We start from the raw sequence: 18060 nt of genomic DNA on the forward strand, positions 1-18060 counted from the left end.
GTGTATAAGAGACAGCTCCTCGACAACGAGCGAGTAGTCGCCGGATTCGGGGAGCACTGCCGGTGCGGTCGCGCTGGCTTCGATCGGCTCGCTCTCTTCTGGCAGGATGCCACAGCCGGCCAGCACGGCCGTACAGGCGACGACAAAACCGCGGCGTGTCGGGGGCGTCATTTCCAGAACCGCTTGGCAAGCCGCGACAGCACTCCTTCCTCGGGCTGGGTCACGTCTTCCCAGAGGACGAACGCTTCGACCACGTCGGCAGCTTCGCCGGCGACAGCCTTCTGTGCGTCCGGAACGACGACGCCCAGATTGACCTCGTAGTGACCGTAGTAGCCGTACTTCAGCAGTGTGCGCTCGCGCTGGCCCTCAACGAACGATCGAACCTCGTCGGGTAGCTCGTCGGCGACGAGGACGAACGTGAAGTCAGTTCGGTAGTGCTCTTCGTTCGGCGTGACCCGTTTGTCGGCCAGGTCGTGGCCGAGTTCGACCAGCCGCTTCAGTTCGCCGACCGTCGGCCGGTCGACGCGGCGGGCGTAGAGGTACTCCTCGGACTCGTGGTCGCCGTAGGACAGCGCCGGGTGGAAGAACTGCTTCTGGTTGAGGACCCGCATCTCGCCGTAGAGGTCCCAGCGCTCGCCCCGGAGCTGGTGATCCCGCTCCAGCGTGTAGTTGTACATCAGGCGGTCGCTCACCCGGTCGAAGTAGGGATCATCTGTCCAGTGTGGCACCTCCTCGACAATGTCGTCGGGCAACTCAGATTTCGGGACCGCCCCAGTGACGGGGTCCTCCCAGTCATCCGCGCTGTAGTCCGGCGGCTCCTCGCCCGACGTGGACTTGGATTCCTCGCTCATCGTCGTGAGTTCTGTGGGCGTTCAGCTCGTACTGCTCGTCTGCCGCGGTAAGTCATATCATGGCGATGCCGTGTCGGCGTCTTAAGCCCGTCGGTCAGCCGACGGTCGTTCACGGGCCGTACACGAGCGCCGCGGCAGGTTTTTGATGCTGGCTTCCAAATAATCACTAACAATTATGAGTGAAGAAACTGAGGCCTGCGGGCGCTGCTCGATGACTGTCGTCGTCGACGCTGTCGACGAAACCGAAGGCGAGAAACCTCACGACCCGTTCGGCGATGACCGCATCGAGGTCGACCAGCGCGACATCGAGCGCGTCTCGCCCGAGGTCTGGATGGGCCGGCTCTCGACCAGAGTGAACGAGGCCGTCAGTCGCTACGTCTGGGGTCGCTGACCGATCAGAGCACCGCGTCGATAATCCAGAAGAGGCCGTAGCTCAGCCCGAACGCCAGTGCGAGCGACCCGACCCAGGCCAGCACCGTCTTGCCCATCTTCTCCCGGCTGACTTCGCCGCCGCCCGCGGCTGCGCCGGAACCGACGATAGCGGAGACGATGATCTCGTTGAACGACACCGGAATGCCGAAGAAGACGGCCGCTTGCGCGATGATGAAGCTCGGAATCAATGCGCCGATGGAGCGCCGCGGCCCGAGCGAGGAGTAGTCCTGTGCCAGCGCCTTTATCATCCGCGGTGCGCCCGTCCAGGACCCAATGAGGAGGCCGAGGCCGCCGAACAACAGAACGCCGGTGATGGGGATGGCCGCCGTCGGCCCCTCCCCGAGCAGGGGGACCAGCGGTCCCAGCGCCAGCCCGACCTGGCTCCCGCCGGCGGAGAAAGCCACGAGCCCGCCCATCACCAGCAAGAAGTGCCGCTGCCCGGCGGCTGCATCCGCTCTGATATCTAGATACAGCAGTCCACCCGCGATTACGCCCGCGAGTAGCGTCACGACTGCCATCGACGGGAGTACCGGCGTCCCGGCCGCTCGGGCGACGGCGCGGGCGACAGACGCCTGCTCACTGCCCGGTGCCAGTAGTACGAACTCGATGTTCGCCAGGATCACACCGACCAGCCCGCCCAGCAGCGGCACAAGCCGTTCCTCGGTCGTGGCCTCGTGCCGGAGCGACCACGCCGTCCCGAAGGCGATACCCCCGCCGACGAAGGGCGTCAGGACCCACAGCGAGACGATTTCGATGTACTTGGCCGTCGCCGGCTGGCCGCCTATCGCCAGTCCGACGCCGACCACCGCACCGGTGACTGTGAACGCCGTCGCGATGGGGTAGCCAGTGAAGATTCCGACGGCGACCAGCACCGCCGCAGTGAGGAGGGCGACGATAGCGGCGATCGCCGAGAGGCCGCCGCCGCTCGGGAACAGGACGAGTTCGCTCCCGACAGCTTCTGTGACGTTGGCTCCCTGCAGGACCGCGCCGGCCAGTCCGAGGATGCCGACAAAGAACCCGGCGCGCATCACCGAGATCGCATTCGCACCGACGGCCGGCGCGAACGGAGTGGACCCGGACGACCCGGCACCGATAGCCCAGGCCATGAACAGACTCGCGGCTGACGCGACAACAAGCGTCGCAATCGTACTCGTCGCGACCATCTGTCACGGCGTTTGCCCCGCCCTGCAATGAGCCTACCGTTCGCGCGCCTTTGTAAGGCCGATTCTCGACTTGGGCGCGGGCGTCACGGGCAAACGTTCAGGTGCCAGTGCGTAGTTCAATCTCGTATGTCCGCCACTGAAGAGAGTGTCCGCGTCTGGCTGGTCGAACGAACCTACTCCGACGACGAGCAGAACCTCATCATCCTCACGTACGCGACGCCCGACGGCGAACAGTACTTCCGCAAGGAGCGTGCCCTGACCTCGTTTTCCGACGTGCGAGAGACCACGGCCGCCGTCGATGCTGACCCGGACAACTTCGGGTCCGTCGACGACCCGGACCTGCAGGCACAGTACGAGGCTGAGGTGACACGGATGGCCGAAAAACACGATCCCGACGACGCTATCTGACCGTCTGTACGGCCGCGCTCGTGGTTAGTTAGTCTTCGCGTGGCGACGCTGGAAGCCGATGCCGCTCGCACGGCGGCGAGCTTAGTTCGTCTTCGCGTCGGTCTCTTCGCCCGGCTCCGTCGCGTCCACACCCTCGGCGGCCTCCACGGCTTCGGTGACCTTCTCGGTATCGACGTGCCAGCGGTCGACAGCCTGCTCGAAGTCGGCAAGCTTGTTCGAGACGCGCATCTTCAGGTCGTCGTCGTTGACGTTGACCTCGAAGACGTACTCGGGGCGGTCGCCGTCACCGACGCGGCGGAGGTTCGCGCTGATGAGGTCGTTGTCGAAGTAGTACGGGGCGATCTGGGTCATCACGTTGCGGTAGACGGTGTCCTCGACCTTCCGCAGGGCCTTCCGGCTGGCGGAGTCGGCCGCGCGGGCGACGTAGTCGACGGACTCGCTCCAGCGCTCCATCGCCTCGTCCGGTTCGTCGAGGTTCTCGTAGGACTCGCTGAGTTTCTCGCCAGCGGTCTGGAGGTCCTCGTCCGGCCCCTTGCCGGCCTGTTCCCCCTTGCCCTCGTCGACGCTCGCCTGGTCAGCGGTTTTCTCGTTGACGTCCTCGTCCAGTCGCTCGTGGCTCTTCGGTCGCCACTCGTCGAACTCACTGAGGGCGTCCTCGTCGACGGCTTCGTCCGAAGCGATGTCTTTCAGCGCCTGTGTGATGCGCTCGCCGTGCTCGACGATGTCGACCCAGCCGCCTTTCGTCTTGAATCCTGAAACGCTCTCTTCGATGTCTGCCATGGTATAATAGATCGGTCTATGACAGCCGCGGGACCTGCTGCAGTGGGCTGTCCATCTGTACACAGCGGATTGCTGCTCAGTGGGGTTAAACGTTTCCGCCATGACGACAGACGTGATACTCTCCCGCCAGTCTCCTCTCGGCCCTCGGTATCAACACGTAGACGACGTATTTCTACTGCATAGTGGCCTGCTTGTTCGCCCCACTTCGCTCAACACCGAACGGCCGCTTATAAGGATTGCACGCGAATAGTAGTTTGATGTCATCCGCACTATTCGTCGTAAGCGAACACGGGTACTGGGGCGAAGAATGTATCGAGCCGCTGACGACCCTCACAGACGCTGGCCTGGATATCACGGTAGCGACACCGACCGGCGAGCCGCCGGTGCTTGACGAGCGCTCCGTCGACCCCGAAGAAGTCGGCGAAGACCTCTCGGAGCACGTTCGAGAGGTCCACGAGACCGACGAGCGCCTGAACAACCCGATCCCACTGGCACAGGCCGACGCCGAGGACTACGACACCGTCGTATTCCCCGGCGGCCACGGCGCGGAGTGGGACGTCACGCAGGATGTCCACGCCCGTGAACTGCTGCGCGAGAGCGTCGCCGGCGACGACGGCAAGGCGCTCGTCGTCTGTCACACAGTCGGGATTCTGGCCTTCACCCGCAATAGGGACGGCGAGTTCCTCGCCGACGGCCGCTCGGTCACCGGTTTCCCGAACGCCTGGGAAGAAGGCATCGTCGACGAGAACGACCTGCTCCCTGACGGCCGCAAGCTCCCGTACTGGGTCGAAGATGAAGTGAGGGCCGTCGGTGCGGATTGGGACGCCGAACTCGATGCCGACACCAGCGTCACGATCGACGGTGACCTGATCACGGCTCGTGGCCCACCGTCGTCGGCTGCGGCCGCTCGGACGCTGCTCGACGAACTCGGTATCGAGACGTCGGCGTGACGACCGGACGCCCGCCGATCGCCGCAACTTATCAATTCAGCTGAATTCCTCGGAAGCGAGCACGTCCGGCCCGGATCCGTTTTCCCACGCAGTCGCCGTCTCGGGGAATACAGTGGCATACGCTATCGCACGATATAGTCAAATAACGACTGTGTACTAGCTAACCTTCTTGAAGCCTCCGTGCAACGTAGACATACGTATGACTAACAACTCCACGCGCAGGCGGTTCCTCAAGACAGCAGGCGTTGCAGGTGTCGCAGCTCTCGCCGGTTGTGGCGGCGGCGACGGCGGCGATGGCGGCGACGGCGAGACGACTGAAGGCGACGGCGAAATGACCGAAGGAGAGATGACCGAAGGAGAGATGACCGAAGGAGAGATGACTGAAGGCGAGACGGAGACTCGCCTCTCCTGGCACGCCGGCGGCACCGGTGGCACCTACTTCCCGCTCTCGAACGAGTTCAAGACGGTCGTAGAGGACAACACTGACTTCACGCTGAACGTCCAGTCGACCGGTGCGAGCGTCGAAAACGTCGGCAACCTCGCCAGCGGCGACGCCGACTTCGCGCTCATCCAGAACGACATCGCCTCGTTCGCGAAGAACGGTGAAGGGATCGATGCGTTCCAGGACAACGCCATCGAGAACCTCCGTGGCGTTGCGACCCTGTACCCGGAGACCATCACGGTCGTCACCCTCGCGGACACGGGCATCACGCAGCTCTCTGACCTCGAAGGGGCGACGATCAACACCGGCGACCTCGGGAGCGGGACCCAGGTCAACGCGCTCCAGATTCTGGAGTCAGTTGGCGTCTCCGATTACAACGAGCAGAACGCCTCGTTCTCCCAGGCTGCCGACCAGCTCCGGAACGGCGACATCGACGCCGCATTCGTCGTCGGTGGCTGGCCGGTCGGCGCTATTGAGGACCTCGCGAACACCAACGACCTCGTCATCGTCCCGATCTCCGGCGACAACCGTGCCGCAGCGAAGGAGGATGCCTCCTGGTTCGCTGACGACACCATCCCCGCCGACACCTACACCGGCGTCGACGAGGCCGTCGAAACAATCGCTGTGCAGGCAATGATCGCGACGAACGCCGAACAGCCCGAGGGGACGGTCGAGTCGGTCACCGGCGCTATCTTCGACAACGTTGACGACCTCTCGATCAAGACGGACTTCATCAGCGCGGACTCCGCACAGGACGGGATGTCCATCGAACTCCATCCCGGCGCAGCGGCATACTTCGACGCGTAACGTCGTCGGCTGACGCTATCCGTATCGTTAACTAACCACCTTCTATTACTCACCAACGGGAATGAGACGACGATACGTTGCCATCGCGGTGCTCGTTGCCCTCCTCCTCATCGGGACAGTAGCAGCGCTCCCCGGCGGACGTGCATTGGTCGTTGAAGACGTCGAGACCGGTGAGCAGTATCTAACGGCTCCGGTCGAAGACGGCACGATCGTCGCGCTGGAATATATGCACAGTGTCGAAAAAACGCGAGTCTACGACGAGTACACGGTCCGCGGTGACCACCTCGAAATGACTCGCATGGAGTTTGAATCGTTCGGCTGGGGGCTTCCAAGCCGGGCCAACGTCACCCGCGAGGACGGGATGTACGTGTTCGACCCGCCAGGCAACTACACGCGTATGACAGTCTCTCCCGGTGATGTTGCAGGACATAAACTTCACGTCGGAGCCGAAACCTACGATTTGGTAGCCCGCACCAACGGCCGCTCGGTCCACCTCTACGTGACCCAGCGCTCGGCGTTCGGTGCTGCGACAGACCAGCTCAACACATGACTGAAAGCACACGATCTGACGACGGTGGGGAGGCCGTATCGGACGAGGAAGTTGATGAAGTACTGCAGGAGATCGAGCGGAAACGCTCGCTGACAGGCTGGGCCGTTGTCCTCGTCGCGCTCATCGGCATCTCGTTTTCGGGGTTTCAGATGTGGATCGCGGCGAAAGGATTTGTCCTCTCGCTCTCGCTCCCCGGTGTCGGTGATGTCGTGTTCGCGTCACTGCAAGACCTCCAGATCCGTGCCGTTCACGTCGCCTTCGGCCTCATTTTGACATTCTTGCTGTATCCTAGCAGCACCGGCGATGGCCCGCTTTCCCGGCGTTGCATTGTGCTCGGGTCGCTGGTGGATCAAAAACTCGGTGAGGAGCATCCGGTGTCTCGTGTCGTTCACGCTATCGGGAATGCTCTCGCCTGGGCGTTCCTCGACGCCGAGATGGACCGTGTGACGCCTTCGGATTTCGTTTTCATGATCCTGTCAACGCTGTCGGCCGCGTACTTCATCACTGACTTCGACGAGATCCGTCGAATGCGCGCACTGGGCCTTGAGAGCGGCCGTCCCATTCAGGAAGTGTTCACTTTCTTGGAGCCGATAGCGGGCCTGCTCGGACCACTCGCTGACACCTCCTACGCATTCGTACTGGGTGTGGTCGGCATCTTGCTTGTCCTTGAAGCAACCCGTCGGGCGATCAGTCTCTGGCTGATGTTTATCGTCGCCGCCTTCGTTGTCTACGCCCGTTTCGGTGTCCTCATCCCGCAGGACGCCGCCTACGTCGGCGTACTTTCCATCCCGGAACTGTCCTGGCCCTCTATCATCCAGAACCTCTGGTACAACACGGAAAACGGGGTGTTCGGGGTTCCGGTCAGCGTCTCCGTGCAGTTCATCTACATCTTCATCCTGTTTGGCGCGTTCCTCGAAATGTCCGGCGCGGGGCAGTGGTTCATTGACCTCGCGTACGGCGCGACGGGCACGCGGAAGGGTGGCCCGGCGAAGGCGTCCATCCTCGCCAGCGGATTTATGGGGACCATCTCCGGGTCCTCCATCGCGAACACGGTGACGACGGGCGCGTTCACGATTCCGCTGATGAAGCGGTCGGGCTACTCGCCTGAGTTCTCCGGCGGTGTCGAGGCATCTGCCTCCTCGGGCGGTCAGATTCTCCCACCGGTGATGGGGGCCGCTGCGTTCCTCATCGTCCAGTACACGGGGACGTCGTTCGCTGACGTCATCGTTGCCGCGACGATTCCCGCTATTGTGTTCTTCTTCGGCGTCTGGGTGATGGTCCACTTCGAGGCGGTCAAGGAGAACATCGGTGGTCTTGACCCCTCCGAACTGGTCGACATCCGCAGCCACTTCCGTAGCGGCTGGTTCTACCTCGTCCCGATCGGGCTGTTGCTGTACTACCTCATCGTCGAGCGGTTGTCGGTTGCCCGCTCGGCGTGGTTCACGCTCATCGCCATCGGGGCGCTCATCACGCTCGTCGCGGCCTACAGCGATGAGACGCGTGCTCGACTCGGTGCGGTTTTCGGTGTGTTGTTCGGTGCATCGTTCCTCTCCCAGTATCTGTTCGGTGCCGGCGTTCTGAGTGCGCTGGCCGGCGACGGAACGGGGTCTCAGACCGTCGTCGGCGCGTTCTCGGCCACCGTCGGCGATCTCGGCACGCTGATCATCCTCGCCGGTGTCCTCACGTTGATTACCCGGCCCCGGCTCGACTCGCCGATACTGTCGTTCGATAGCGCCGTCGACGACACTGCCGAGACGACTGCCGACGCCGTTGGCCGGCCGGACCTGGCCTCGAACGGGCTGTACAGGCTCGGCGTCTTCCTCGGGAAATCTATGGAGAGCGGAGCCAGAACCGCGGTTCCGGTCGTCATCGCCGTCGCCGCCGCCGGTATCATTCCGGGCGTCATCAGCGTCTCAGGTCTCGGCCCGAACCTCGTCTCGCTTATCACGACCGTCGCCGGCGGCTCGCTGGTCTTGCTGTTGCTCGTCACTGCGTTCTCCTCGATTATCCTCGGGATGGGGATGCCGACGACGGTGACCTACATCATCCTCGTCTCACTGCTCGCGCCGGCGCTGACCGAGTTCGGCGTCCCGCTGCTCGCGGCGCACCTGTTTATCCTCTACTTCGGCGTCATCGCCGACATCACGCCGCCGGTCGCCGTGGCTGCCTACGCCGCTTCCGGCGTCGCGAAGTCCGACGCTTTCGAGACCGGTATCGAGGCGTTCTCCCTGTCGCTCAACAAGGCTATCGTGCCGTTCGCGTTCGTTGTCACGCCGGGTATTATCCTGTTGCGGCGCGTTCCCGAGGCCGACCTCGATGTCGGCAATCAGTACCGTGTTATCCAGCCGGCCGACCTGCTGGACCTCGGCTACTCTATTCCCGAGATCCTGATCCCCGTCATCGGCGTCTTCCTTGGCGTCGTCGCGCTGGCCGCGACGGTTATTGGGTTCGCGTACGCGCCGGTCTCCCGAAGCGAGCGCGCGGCGTTTGCGTTCAGTTCGCTACTCCTGATGGCACCCGGTCTTGCGGTGTCCGGTGTGTACGACCTCCTCGGACTCGTCGGTATCGCCGGTGGTGAGGTGACGGTGCTGCTCGACGTTGTGCTCCGCGGTGTCGGCCTGGCTTTGTTCCTCTTCCTCATGGCCAAGAACCGCCAGCGCGGCGGTGACCCTGCGGTACGGTCAAGCACGGCTGAGCCGGCGTGAGTGAGAACCGTTTAACCCATCGGGGGTCAACGGGCACGATATGCCAATTGAGCAGCGCGGCGACGCCTCCGTCGTCACGCACGCGCTGGCGCGAGACGAACTGACACGCATACGAAACGTCGAGACTGAACAGGTCGCGTTCCGGAAGGGGCTGGTCCGCCTCGGCCGTATCTGTGGCTACGAGATCATCGACGGCCGGATGGAGACCGAATATACGGAAATCCAGACGCCGCTGACCACGACGATGGGCGAGCGCGTCAAAGGACTCGAAGACGTGGTCATCGTCAACGTCCTTCGCGCTGCGACGCCGTTTGTCGAGGGACTGCTCAAAGCGTTCCCCCGCGCCAGACAGGGCGTCATCTCCGCCAGCCGCGACGAGGACGCCGGGATGAACGACGACGGCGAGTTCCCAATCTCGGTCGAGTACGTCAAACTGCCCGAAATCACCGAGGACGACACCGTCATCATCGCGGACCCGATGCTTGCGACCGGGTCGACGATGGCTACGGTACTGGACTACATCACCTCAGAGAAGACGGAGCCGGAGAACTTGCTTGTCTTGGCCGCGGTTTCCGCACCCGAGGGGATCGTCCGGGTCTCGGAGGCGCAGCCGGATGCTGACATCATCAGCGTCGCTATTGACGACGAACTCGACGAGGACGGGTTCATCGTTCCGGGGCTCGGCGACGCCGGCGACCGCGCCTTCCGGACGACGTAAGCCGTCCCGGCCCGCTCGACCTGTCGACGGAGGGACGAAATATTTTTATATCCGGGCCGAATCAGCCGATGATGTCGCGATTTTCCATCCTTCCACAGCTGCTGTACCCCCTTGCTTCACCTGGAAACCGAGAGACGGCGGCATATTTTCCGTCCAGTTGAAACGAGAACGACGGCCGTGAACCGCCACGCGGGACTGGACGTGGTTCCTGTTGGGCAGTGGCGGACCGGGAGGCTTTCCTGCTGACGGGACAGCAACCCAGTATGGTTCGACGCCGATACCGGGTCGCGGACACCGCCCAGCAACTCGTCGGCGGGTTCCTGCTCGCGGGACCGTTCGTCGTGACCGAGGAGGTGTGGGTGCTGGCCGAGAACATGTCCTGGTATCACGCGGTTCTCGTCGTGGGTATCGTGTTCGCTATCGGTTACGGGGCGCTGTACAAGGCTGACGCGGGCCGGGACGTGGACACTGAGGCGGAGGTGGCCGGTATCCCGATCCGGTTCGTCTCGCTGATGGGTGTCGCGTTCGGGTCGGTCGCCATCCTCGCGGTGGCGCTGACCGCCCCTGACACGTTCCTCATCAACGGTGGCATTCTCCCGGACCCGACGCCGATGGCCGTCTTCCTGACGACACTGAAGGCCATCACTGTCGGTGCTATCTTCAGCGTCGTCGGGGCTGCGACGGCAGACAGCGTATTCTGACCGTGACCCGCACACTTAATTGGGTGCCACCCTCCTTGATGTGCATATGGAGTACACGCTGGCTATCGACAACGCGCCGGAGACTGTTCCGGGTGGCACAGGGATACTGCTCCTGCACCCGAGTACCGGCGAAACGGACCGACTGGACACGGATTTCCTTGCGACCGACACGGACTCGATGCTCGTCATCTCGACCCGGACCACTGCTCGGGAGGTCAAGCAGAAACTGGAGTACTACGAGGTCGACGAGTCGAAGGCGACCATCCTCGACACGCTGTCGGTTGAGCGCGGCTATACCCGCCGCCAATCCGAAAGCGTCCGATACGTCTCCGCGCCGGACGACCTCTCCGGTATTGTCTCGGAGGCCGAGACGTTCCTGCAGGAACACGACGGGAAACTCCGCGTGACCTTCGACTCGCTGACGGAACTCATCTACTACGCTGACGAGGACGGCGCGCTCTCGGCCGTCGAAGACATCCTCGACCTGCTAGACGAGTACGACGCCGTCGGGATGTTCCACCTCGCCGACGAGGTCCACGACGAGGAGACGGTCGCGGCGTTCCGGGAACTCTTCGACGGTGTCATCGAACTGTCTGAGGACGGAACCATCACCAGTACCTTCGAGGCGTAGCCCGACACACTCTGTCCGGAATCCACCGCTCCTTCGACCGATTTGTGGTAGCCGATCGACACTACTTCCCCAATCGAGTACCCTGATGGCATTTCGCTCTTTCGAACGAAATGGCGTTTTCACCGGGTAGCGACGCCAACGCCCCGCATGAGATCTCTTACCAAACCAATAACAATTAAGAGGGTATAACCCACATACAGGGTTGTATGCCGGAATGCCAGAACTGCGGTAATTTTGTAACGGCTGACTACGCGCGTGTGTTCACGCCGAACGGGGTCGAAAAGCCCAGAGTCTGTCCGCAGTGCGAAGACAAGATTCGCGACGGGGCAGACGTCCGTGAGGCCCGGTCCACACGTCGCGGATAGAACCGGTCAGGAACTGCCGCCCTGTGACCTGACGGTTGCGGGGACGTTTTCCTCGCCGGCTACACTCGCTACCAACCGCTGTTTTCCCGGTATTCTCGTTTCATCTATACCAGCGCGTCCGTGAGGCGTGTGCGTGCTTCCTCGAACACCGCATCAGCACGGTCTGGGTCGCGGGCTTCGGCGGTAATCCGAACGAGCGGCTGTGTGCCGCTGGCCCGCAGGAGGAACCACGCGTCGCCGAGGTCGACGCGGACGCCGTCGAGCGTCGTCACGTCGTCGTAGGCATCGGTCACAGTCTCCCGAACGCGGTCCATCACCGCTCCCTTCTCGTCAGTTTCGACGCTGTCTCGGCGGATGGGGTACTCCGGCACGTCGGCGGCGCGGTCGTCTAGCGGGCGCTCGCTGTCCAGCGCCGCAGCGGTGCAGGCCGCCAGCGGACCGTCCGGGCACAGCGTTCGCTCGGGCCAGATCCACGCACCGCTTGGTTCGCCACCGAAAACGACCTCGTCCTCGCTCGCGGCCTCGGCGACGTACACGTCCCCAACCGGGGTGTACTCGATAGAGACGTCGATGTCGTTGAGGTGGTCTTCGACGGCGAGGCTCGTATCGACCGGGACGGCGACCCGCTCGCCCGGTGATGCCGCGGCACGGGCGAACATGGCCAGCAACACGTCGCCGGAGAGGAAGGTCCCGTCGGCCGCAACCGCCCGCATCCGGTCGGCGTCGCCGTCGTGGGCGATGCCGAGGTCGGCGTCGGACTCGGCCACCAGCGTCGAAAGCGACTCGCAGTGCTCGGCTTTCGGCTCCGAGGGTCGACCGGGGAACGCACCGTCGGGCTGGCCGTTGAGCGTCTCGACGGCACAGCCCAGTTCGGTGAGGGCGTCGACACTGACCCGGCCCGCGCCGTTGCCGAGGTCGACGACGACGTGGCTATCGAGGTCTGTCCCGCCGACTTCCGCGACTAGCGCGTCGACGTGGCGCTGGCTGACATCCCGGGACGCTAGGCTACCGCTCTCGTCCCACGTCGCTGGCTCGAACGCATCCTCGTCTAGTCGCTGTTCGATTGTCGCCCGCAGGTCCGAATCGAAGGCTTGTCCGCTGGGCTGCCAGAGCTTGATGCCGTTGTCTTCCGGGGGGTTGTGACTCGCCGTCACTGCGACGCCGGCGTCGGCGTCCTGCCACGCCACTGCTCGTCCGATCGTCGGCGTCGCCGCGCCGCCGAGGTCGACCACGTCGACGCCGCTCTCCCGGAGGCCGGCTACCAGCGCCGCCTGCAGGTACTCGCCGCTCGTTCGCGGGTCCCGGCCGACGACGACTCGCTCGCAGTCGATGCCAAGCGCCCGGCCCACCGAGAGCGCCAACTCGGCTGTGACCGTCTCACCGACGGGCCCCCGAATCCCGCTCGTTCCGAACTGTGTCATTACTGCTTTCTGGGTCGGGCCGCCCCTAAAATCCATCCGGCATCGGACAGGTGTTGTCGGCCGATGGTTCCGACACCGCGCCGCTACCCCGTCGGCGACCACTCACAGGCCGTCCCGGTCGTCAGGTCTGCGTCGTCGATGTGCGCTGACAGGCAGCCGTAGTTGCAGAACTGCGCCGTCGGTTTCCCGTCCGGCGTCTCGCTGAGGAAAACGGGCTCGTGGGCCTCCACCGGACAGCCGCAGTACGTGCACTCTGCCATACGGGCGCTTGCGGACGGGAGAACAAACGTTTTGTCCGCGTCTGTCGACCCACCGCACATGAAACAGGGTGGCTCCGACGCGGCGAAACAGGCAGCGGGTGAATCGGCGGCCGAAGCGGTCGAGGATGGTATGATCGTCGGCCTCGGAACGGGGTCGACGGCGGCTCATGCTATCCGCGCTATCGGCCAAGCGGTCGACGCCGGACTCGATGTCGTCGGCGTCCCCACGTCGTTTCAGTCCCGCCAGCTGGCCCGGGACTGTGGCATCCCGCTGGCGGACCTCGAGGATGTGTCGGTCGACCTTGCCATCGACGGGGCCGACGAGGTGGCCGGCGGCAATCTCATCAAGGGTGGCGGCGCGGCGCACGCCCGGGAGAAGATCGTCGACGCGAGTGCTGACCGCTTCCTCGTCGTCGCTGATCCGACGAAAGAGACGGACGTGCTCTCACACCCTGTCCCCGTCGAAGTGCTCCCGATGGCCCGCTCGACGGTCGCCGCATCAGTCGAGAGTCTGGGCGGCGATCCGGCACTCCGCCGTGCAGAGCGCAAGGACGGCCCCGTCGTCACCGACAACGGGAACCTCGTGCTCGACTGTAACTTCGGGCCTATCGACGACCCCGCCGCGCTCGCCAGCGATCTCGCCGCGCTGCCCGGTGTCGTCGAGCACGGGCTGTTCGTCGATATGGCCGACGAAATCCACGTCGGCACTCCTGACGGCGTCACCGTTCGACCGCTGTTGGAATAGCTGTCGCTGGCCGGCTTGCGTCAAAAAAATATACTGCCTGAAACGACCTTACAGGTCGCGCGGCTGGACCGTCTTCCGGTCGTTCTCGTCAGCTCGTCGGGCTGCGTCCTGAAGCAGCTCCTCGACTTCCTCGTCGAGTGCGTCGTAGAAGTCGGACGCTACGTTCATGTCGTTGAGCTCTTCCTTAACGGCGGCTTTGACGATTAGGTCTGCCATACAGACGAGGTATCGACGGGGGTTACTTATATACTTTCTCCAATTAGTTCGCTCTCGACCCTATTACCGGCAGTTTGAGGCGTTATACGACACATAACCCCATATAAATCCGTGATTGTGTCCGAATGAATCCGTCAGTATACGCCCTTCGGCCTGACTCAGACGGCTACTGTCGCGTTACTCTGGCCGAGCGTCGCTCACGCGCGCTCCCACAGGTCCAACCCTGATGCGGCAATACGCCTGTCCCGGACCGACGGATAGGAGTGGTCGTATCCCTGAATGAGTCCTATGCGCGATATACTCGATTCGGTTGCGGCGGGCGACCTCTCTCCGGCGGAGGCCGAGGCGGCGCTTGCGGGCTATGCGACCAGCGGGGCCGGTCGGTTCGACGCTGCTCGGGAGGACCGCGCCGGCGTTCCCGAAGCCGTCCTCGCGGACGGGAAGACCCCGGCGGAAGTGGCGGATCTGGCGGCGACAGCTATCGAAACGACAGACCGGGCTATCGTGACGCGGCTCGACACGTCCACTGCAACGGCCGTTCAGGAACAACTGGACGAGACCGCCCCGGATGCGACAGTTCGCTGGGACGACCGCTCGAACTGGCTGGTGGCGACAACGCCCGCGTTCGAACGTCCCTCGCTGGATGCATCAGTGGGTATCGTCACCGCCGGGACATCCGACGCCGTCCCAGCCGGTGAGGCCGCGCTCATCGTCGAGGAGATGGGTGCCAGCGTAACCCGTATAGACGATGTCGGTGTTGCGAGCCTCGCCCGGACGATAGACGCGGTCGATGGCTTCCGAGACCAGGATGTGCTCATCGTCGCGGCGGGCCGTGAGGGTGCGCTCCCGACGGTTGTCGCCGGTCTCGTGGATGTACCAATCATCGGTCTGCCCGTCTCGACCGGCTACGGCCACGGCGGCGAGGGTGAGGCAGCCCTTTTGGGGCTACTCCAGTCCTGCACAGCCCTCTCTGTCGTGAATATCGATGCTGGCTTCACTGCCGGAACGCAGGCCGGCCTAATCGCCAGACAGCTCGACGATGCACGGGAATAGCAACCTTCCACGACCACGGGCATACCCAAGTATTTGGGTAAAGAGCTATGAGAACAACGCGCGTACGCGTATACGTCGGCGGTGGTGTCGCCGACGAACACGATGCCTGAATGTGATCATTGCGGCGCGCACGTCTCAGACCAGTTCGCCCGAGTGTTCGCGGATGAACGTGGACACATCCGGGCGTGTCCCAACTGCTCGGCAAACGCTGGCATTGCCGAGGTATCGAGAGAGCGCGCCCAACAAGTGTGAGGCCCACTGGGCCACCAGCATCGTGCGATGACTACCGCGCGGAGCCCTTACCACGTGTACGTCCTCCGTTGTAGCGACAACACGTTTTACACTGGCTACACGACCGATGTGGAACGCCGCGTCCGCGAGCACGACGCCGGCGACGGCGCAAAGTACACTCGCGGCCGAACCCCGGTCGAACTCATCCACGTCGAGTCATTCGAGTCACAGTCCGACGCGATGAGTCGTGAGTACGAGATCAAGCAGTACTCCAGAGCGGAGAAGGAACGGCTCGTCGAATCTAGCGACGCCGAAGCGGAGTTCGATATCTGAACTGCCGCTTGCCGCTCGCCGTTGATACCGGCAACATGACAGCTTGCCGATGAGGCGTGACTTTTTGTCTGGGGGCTGAGAACCGCGAGATATGGACAACGACGCGGATGTCGACGCAGGTGCAATCGCCTTCGGGACGGACGGCTGGCGGGCGACGCTGGACGTGTTCACGAAGCCGCGGGTCCGGATGGTCGGCCAGGCCGTCGCCACGACGCTCGCCGAGCGCGGGGCGAGCGGGACCGTCGCGATCGGGTACGACGCTCGCGAGAGTTCGCCCGGGTTCGCCGACGAACTCGCACACGTCCTACGCGCGAACGGTTTCGACGTACTCTTGCCGGACCGGGACACGCCAACACCGATCCTCGCCTGGACAGTAAAAGACCGCGGGCTGGCTGGCGCGCTCCAGATCACAGCCAGCCACAATCCGCCGGAGTACAACGGCGTGAAGTTCATCCCTGGCGACGGGTCGCCGGCGCTGCCCGACTGGACGGCCGCCTTCGAGGAGAACCTCGCCGTCCTCGACCCACTGCCCGAAGACGAGTGGGGCGAGCGAACCGAAGAAGACCTCATCAGCCCGTTCCACGACCACGCGCTGGATTTCGTTGACACCGACCTCGATGGCCTGTCAGTCGCCTACGACGCGCTGTACGGCAGCGGTCGCGGCGTTACCGACGCCCTGCTCGAAGCGGCCGGGGCCGACGTGACCTGTCTCAACTGTGAACAGGACCCGGAATTCGGCGGTGGATCGCCCGAACCGTCGGCGGAGAACGCCGAGGGACTCGTCGGCGAAGTCAGCGAGGGCGACGCCGCGCTGGGAATCATCAACGACGGCGACGCCGACCGTATCGGCGTCGTCACGCCCGACCGCGGCTATCTGGACCCCAACCTGTTCTTTGCCGCGATGTACGACTTCCTGCTGGAGGACGAGGCGGGCGATGTCGTTCGGACGGTCTCGACCTCTAGCATCGTCGACCGGGTCGCTGAGGCCCACGGGCAGGATGTCCACGAGGTCGCCGTCGGCTTCAAGTGGGTCGCCGAGGCGATGGCCGACCACGACGCCCTGTTCGGCGGCGAGGAATCCGGTGGCTTCGGCCTGCCGGACCACCTGCGGAACAAGGACGGCGTGCTGGTGGCGCTGGTCGCCGCCGCCGCCGAGCGCGAGGAACCGCTTGACGCTCGTGTCGACCGACTGCTGGACGAACACGGCGAAATCCACCAGGACCGGATCAGCGTCGACTGTCCGGACGACCGGAAGGAGCCGGTCCTCGACGATCTCGAAACCGCACTGCCAGACGCGCTGGCGGGGGTCGCTGTCGACGGTATCAACACGGTCGACGGGTTCAAGATCCGACTCGAAGACGGGACGTGGGTGCTGGTCCGCCCCTCGGGCACGGAGCCGAAGCTCCGCGTCTACGCCGAAGCGTCGAGTGCGGAACGCGTCGAGGAACTACTGGAAGCGGGTCGGGAGCTGGTCGAACCGCTGGTCTGACAGAAGCCAAATCTTTTCGCCGGCGTTATTCAACTGCTATCATATGTGCGAGCCCTCCTCCGCAGTCGTCGCTAAGTCCCTGACAAAGCGCTACGGAACCACAACGGCTGTTAACGAACTCGACCTCAGCATCGAACACGGCGACATATACGGTTTCCTCGGTCCAAACGGCGCCGGGAAGACAACCACCATGCGCATCTTCACCGGCCTCATCGAACCCAGCGGCGGCGAGGCACGCGTCGCGGGCGTCCCCTGTGTGGACCGACGTGCCCTAGTCGAGCACATCGGTCTCATGCCGGAGACGCCACCACTGTACGACCAACTGACCGGGCGCGAGCAGTTGCAGTTCGCGGCCGACCTGCGGAACGTCCCCTGGGATGCCGTCGTTGACACCGCGCTGTCGCTGTGTGCGTCGCTCGGTCTCCGTGCAGACTTGGACCGCCGCATCGACGGCTACTCCAAGGGGATGAGACAGAAACTATCGTTCATTCAGTCCGTCCAGCACGACCCAGCCGTTGTCTTTCTCGACGAGCCCACTTCCGGATTAGATCCCCGGGCAGCGAAGACACTCCGGGAACTGATCACTGACCTCGCGGACGGGGACACGACAGTTCTCATTTCAACGCATATTCTGCCAGTCGTCGAAGACATCGCCGACATGGTCGGGGTCCTCCACGACGGCCAGTTGGCGGCCGAGGGGTCGCCGGCAGAGCTGCGTTCGGCCGCGGAACGCACCGAGGGTGACGGTGCCGACCTGGAAGACGCGTTCCTGGCACTGACCACCGACGGCGACACCGCCTGGGTCTGAC

Annotated in this window: 22 protein-coding genes; 16 read left to right on the plus strand and 6 right to left on the minus strand. The window is 63.9% G+C overall.

What is annotated here, in order from left to right:
- Positions 1-167: 167 nt before the first annotated feature.
- The gene (locus C443_RS13070) at positions 168-851 is read right to left on the minus strand and encodes a hypothetical protein (RefSeq protein ID WP_005536932.1); all 684 of its coding nucleotides are present in this window, start codon (positions 849-851) and stop codon (positions 168-170) included.
- A 175-nt stretch (positions 852-1026) separates the two neighbouring features.
- Here C443_RS13070 and C443_RS13075 point away from each other — a divergent pair, with 175 nt between their 5' ends.
- Entirely contained in the window at positions 1027-1242 is a 216-nt protein-coding gene (locus C443_RS13075; RefSeq protein ID WP_049944055.1) for a hypothetical protein, read from the plus strand.
- A gap of 4 nt (positions 1243-1246) precedes the next feature.
- Here the strand turns inward: C443_RS13075 and C443_RS13080 are convergent, their stop codons facing one another.
- Positions 1247-2446 (minus strand): inorganic phosphate transporter, encoded by a 1200-nt coding sequence (locus C443_RS13080; protein WP_005536935.1) that lies wholly within the window; start codon positions 2444-2446, stop codon positions 1247-1249.
- A 126-nt stretch (positions 2447-2572) separates the two neighbouring features.
- On the opposite strand from C443_RS13080, the gene C443_RS13085 reads away from it, so the two are divergent.
- Positions 2573-2854, plus strand: a complete 282-nt coding sequence (locus tag C443_RS13085; RefSeq protein ID WP_005536939.1) for a hypothetical protein — start codon at positions 2573-2575, stop codon at positions 2852-2854.
- Between the two features lie 81 nt (positions 2855-2935).
- On the opposite strand, the gene C443_RS13090 is transcribed toward C443_RS13085, so the two are convergent.
- Positions 2936-3634, minus strand: coding sequence for a DUF5828 family protein (locus C443_RS13090; protein ID WP_005536940.1), 699 nt, complete (start codon positions 3632-3634; stop codon positions 2936-2938).
- A gap of 257 nt (positions 3635-3891) precedes the next feature.
- Between C443_RS13090 and C443_RS13095 the strand changes: the two genes are divergently transcribed.
- The 8 genes from C443_RS13095 to C443_RS22470 all read left to right on the plus strand — a co-directional run bounded on the left by C443_RS13095 (position 3892) and on the right by C443_RS22470 (position 11503).
- Positions 3892-4584, plus strand: a complete 693-nt coding sequence (locus tag C443_RS13095; protein WP_005536943.1) for a type 1 glutamine amidotransferase domain-containing protein — start codon at positions 3892-3894, stop codon at positions 4582-4584.
- A gap of 199 nt (positions 4585-4783) precedes the next feature.
- The gene (locus tag C443_RS13100) at positions 4784-5833 is read left to right on the plus strand and encodes a TAXI family TRAP transporter solute-binding subunit (protein ID WP_005536944.1); all 1050 of its coding nucleotides are present in this window, start codon (positions 4784-4786) and stop codon (positions 5831-5833) included.
- Positions 5834-5894: 61 nt separating this feature from the next.
- Positions 5895-6383 (plus strand): DUF1850 domain-containing protein, encoded by a 489-nt coding sequence (locus C443_RS13105; RefSeq protein WP_005536946.1) that lies wholly within the window; start codon positions 5895-5897, stop codon positions 6381-6383.
- A complete protein-coding gene (locus C443_RS13110) occupies positions 6380-9088 on the plus strand; it encodes a TRAP transporter permease (protein WP_005536948.1) in 2709 nt (902 codons plus the stop codon). The genes C443_RS13105 and C443_RS13110 overlap by 4 nt, the downstream gene beginning before the upstream one ends.
- 40 nt (positions 9089-9128) lie before the next feature.
- Complete coding sequence (upp, locus tag C443_RS13115) at positions 9129-9806, plus strand: uracil phosphoribosyltransferase (RefSeq protein WP_005536950.1); 678 nt, start codon at positions 9129-9131, stop codon at positions 9804-9806.
- Between the two features lie 263 nt (positions 9807-10069).
- Positions 10070-10507: a DUF2391 family protein gene (locus C443_RS13120; protein WP_005536952.1), complete on the plus strand. Its 438-nt coding sequence runs from the start codon at positions 10070-10072 to the stop codon at positions 10505-10507.
- A 46-nt stretch (positions 10508-10553) separates the two neighbouring features.
- Positions 10554-11138 carry a DUF7090 family protein gene (locus C443_RS13125; protein ID WP_005536954.1) on the plus strand — a complete coding sequence of 195 codons (585 nt, stop codon included), beginning with the start codon at positions 10554-10556 and terminating at the stop codon, positions 11136-11138.
- A gap of 206 nt (positions 11139-11344) precedes the next feature.
- Positions 11345-11503 (plus strand): DUF7563 family protein, encoded by a 159-nt coding sequence (locus C443_RS22470; RefSeq protein WP_044952319.1) that lies wholly within the window; start codon positions 11345-11347, stop codon positions 11501-11503.
- A 104-nt stretch (positions 11504-11607) separates the two neighbouring features.
- Here C443_RS22470 and glmM read toward each other — a convergent pair whose 3' ends face one another.
- Positions 11608-12924, minus strand: a complete 1317-nt coding sequence (gene glmM, locus C443_RS13130) for a phosphoglucosamine mutase (RefSeq protein WP_005536955.1) — start codon at positions 12922-12924, stop codon at positions 11608-11610.
- Between the two features lie 83 nt (positions 12925-13007).
- Positions 13008-13184, minus strand: a complete 177-nt coding sequence (locus C443_RS13135) for a hypothetical protein (protein ID WP_229727287.1) — start codon at positions 13182-13184, stop codon at positions 13008-13010.
- A 58-nt stretch (positions 13185-13242) separates the two neighbouring features.
- Here C443_RS13135 and rpiA point away from each other — a divergent pair, with 58 nt between their 5' ends.
- Entirely contained in the window at positions 13243-13929 is a 687-nt protein-coding gene (rpiA, locus tag C443_RS13140) for a ribose-5-phosphate isomerase RpiA (protein ID WP_005536958.1), read from the plus strand.
- Positions 13930-13977: 48 nt separating this feature from the next.
- On the opposite strand, the gene C443_RS13145 is transcribed toward rpiA, so the two are convergent.
- Positions 13978-14145 carry a hypothetical protein gene (locus C443_RS13145; protein WP_004517708.1) on the minus strand — a complete coding sequence of 56 codons (168 nt, stop codon included), beginning with the start codon at positions 14143-14145 and terminating at the stop codon, positions 13978-13980.
- Between the two features lie 288 nt (positions 14146-14433).
- Between C443_RS13145 and larB the strand changes: the two genes are divergently transcribed.
- The 5 genes from larB to C443_RS13165 all read left to right on the plus strand — a co-directional run bounded on the left by larB (position 14434) and on the right by C443_RS13165 (position 18059).
- A complete protein-coding gene (gene larB / locus C443_RS13150; RefSeq protein ID WP_005536959.1) occupies positions 14434-15198 on the plus strand; it encodes a nickel pincer cofactor biosynthesis protein LarB in 765 nt (254 codons plus the stop codon).
- Positions 15199-15300: 102 nt separating this feature from the next.
- Positions 15301-15450 (plus strand): DUF7563 family protein, encoded by a 150-nt coding sequence (locus tag C443_RS22475; protein ID WP_420182198.1) that lies wholly within the window; start codon positions 15301-15303, stop codon positions 15448-15450.
- A gap of 27 nt (positions 15451-15477) precedes the next feature.
- Positions 15478-15762: a GIY-YIG nuclease family protein gene (locus tag C443_RS13155; RefSeq protein ID WP_005536960.1), complete on the plus strand. Its 285-nt coding sequence runs from the start codon at positions 15478-15480 to the stop codon at positions 15760-15762.
- A gap of 91 nt (positions 15763-15853) precedes the next feature.
- Positions 15854-17251, plus strand: a complete 1398-nt coding sequence (locus tag C443_RS13160; protein ID WP_005536961.1) for a phosphoglucomutase/phosphomannomutase family protein — start codon at positions 15854-15856, stop codon at positions 17249-17251.
- A gap of 43 nt (positions 17252-17294) precedes the next feature.
- Positions 17295-18059 (plus strand): ABC transporter ATP-binding protein, encoded by a 765-nt coding sequence (locus C443_RS13165; RefSeq protein ID WP_005536962.1) that lies wholly within the window; start codon positions 17295-17297, stop codon positions 18057-18059.
- Position 18060 lies beyond the last annotated feature (1 nt).

The sequence above is a fragment of the Haloarcula argentinensis DSM 12282 genome, from assembly GCA_000336895.1.
GTDB lineage: Archaea > Halobacteriota > Halobacteria > Halobacteriales > Haloarculaceae > Haloarcula > Haloarcula argentinensis.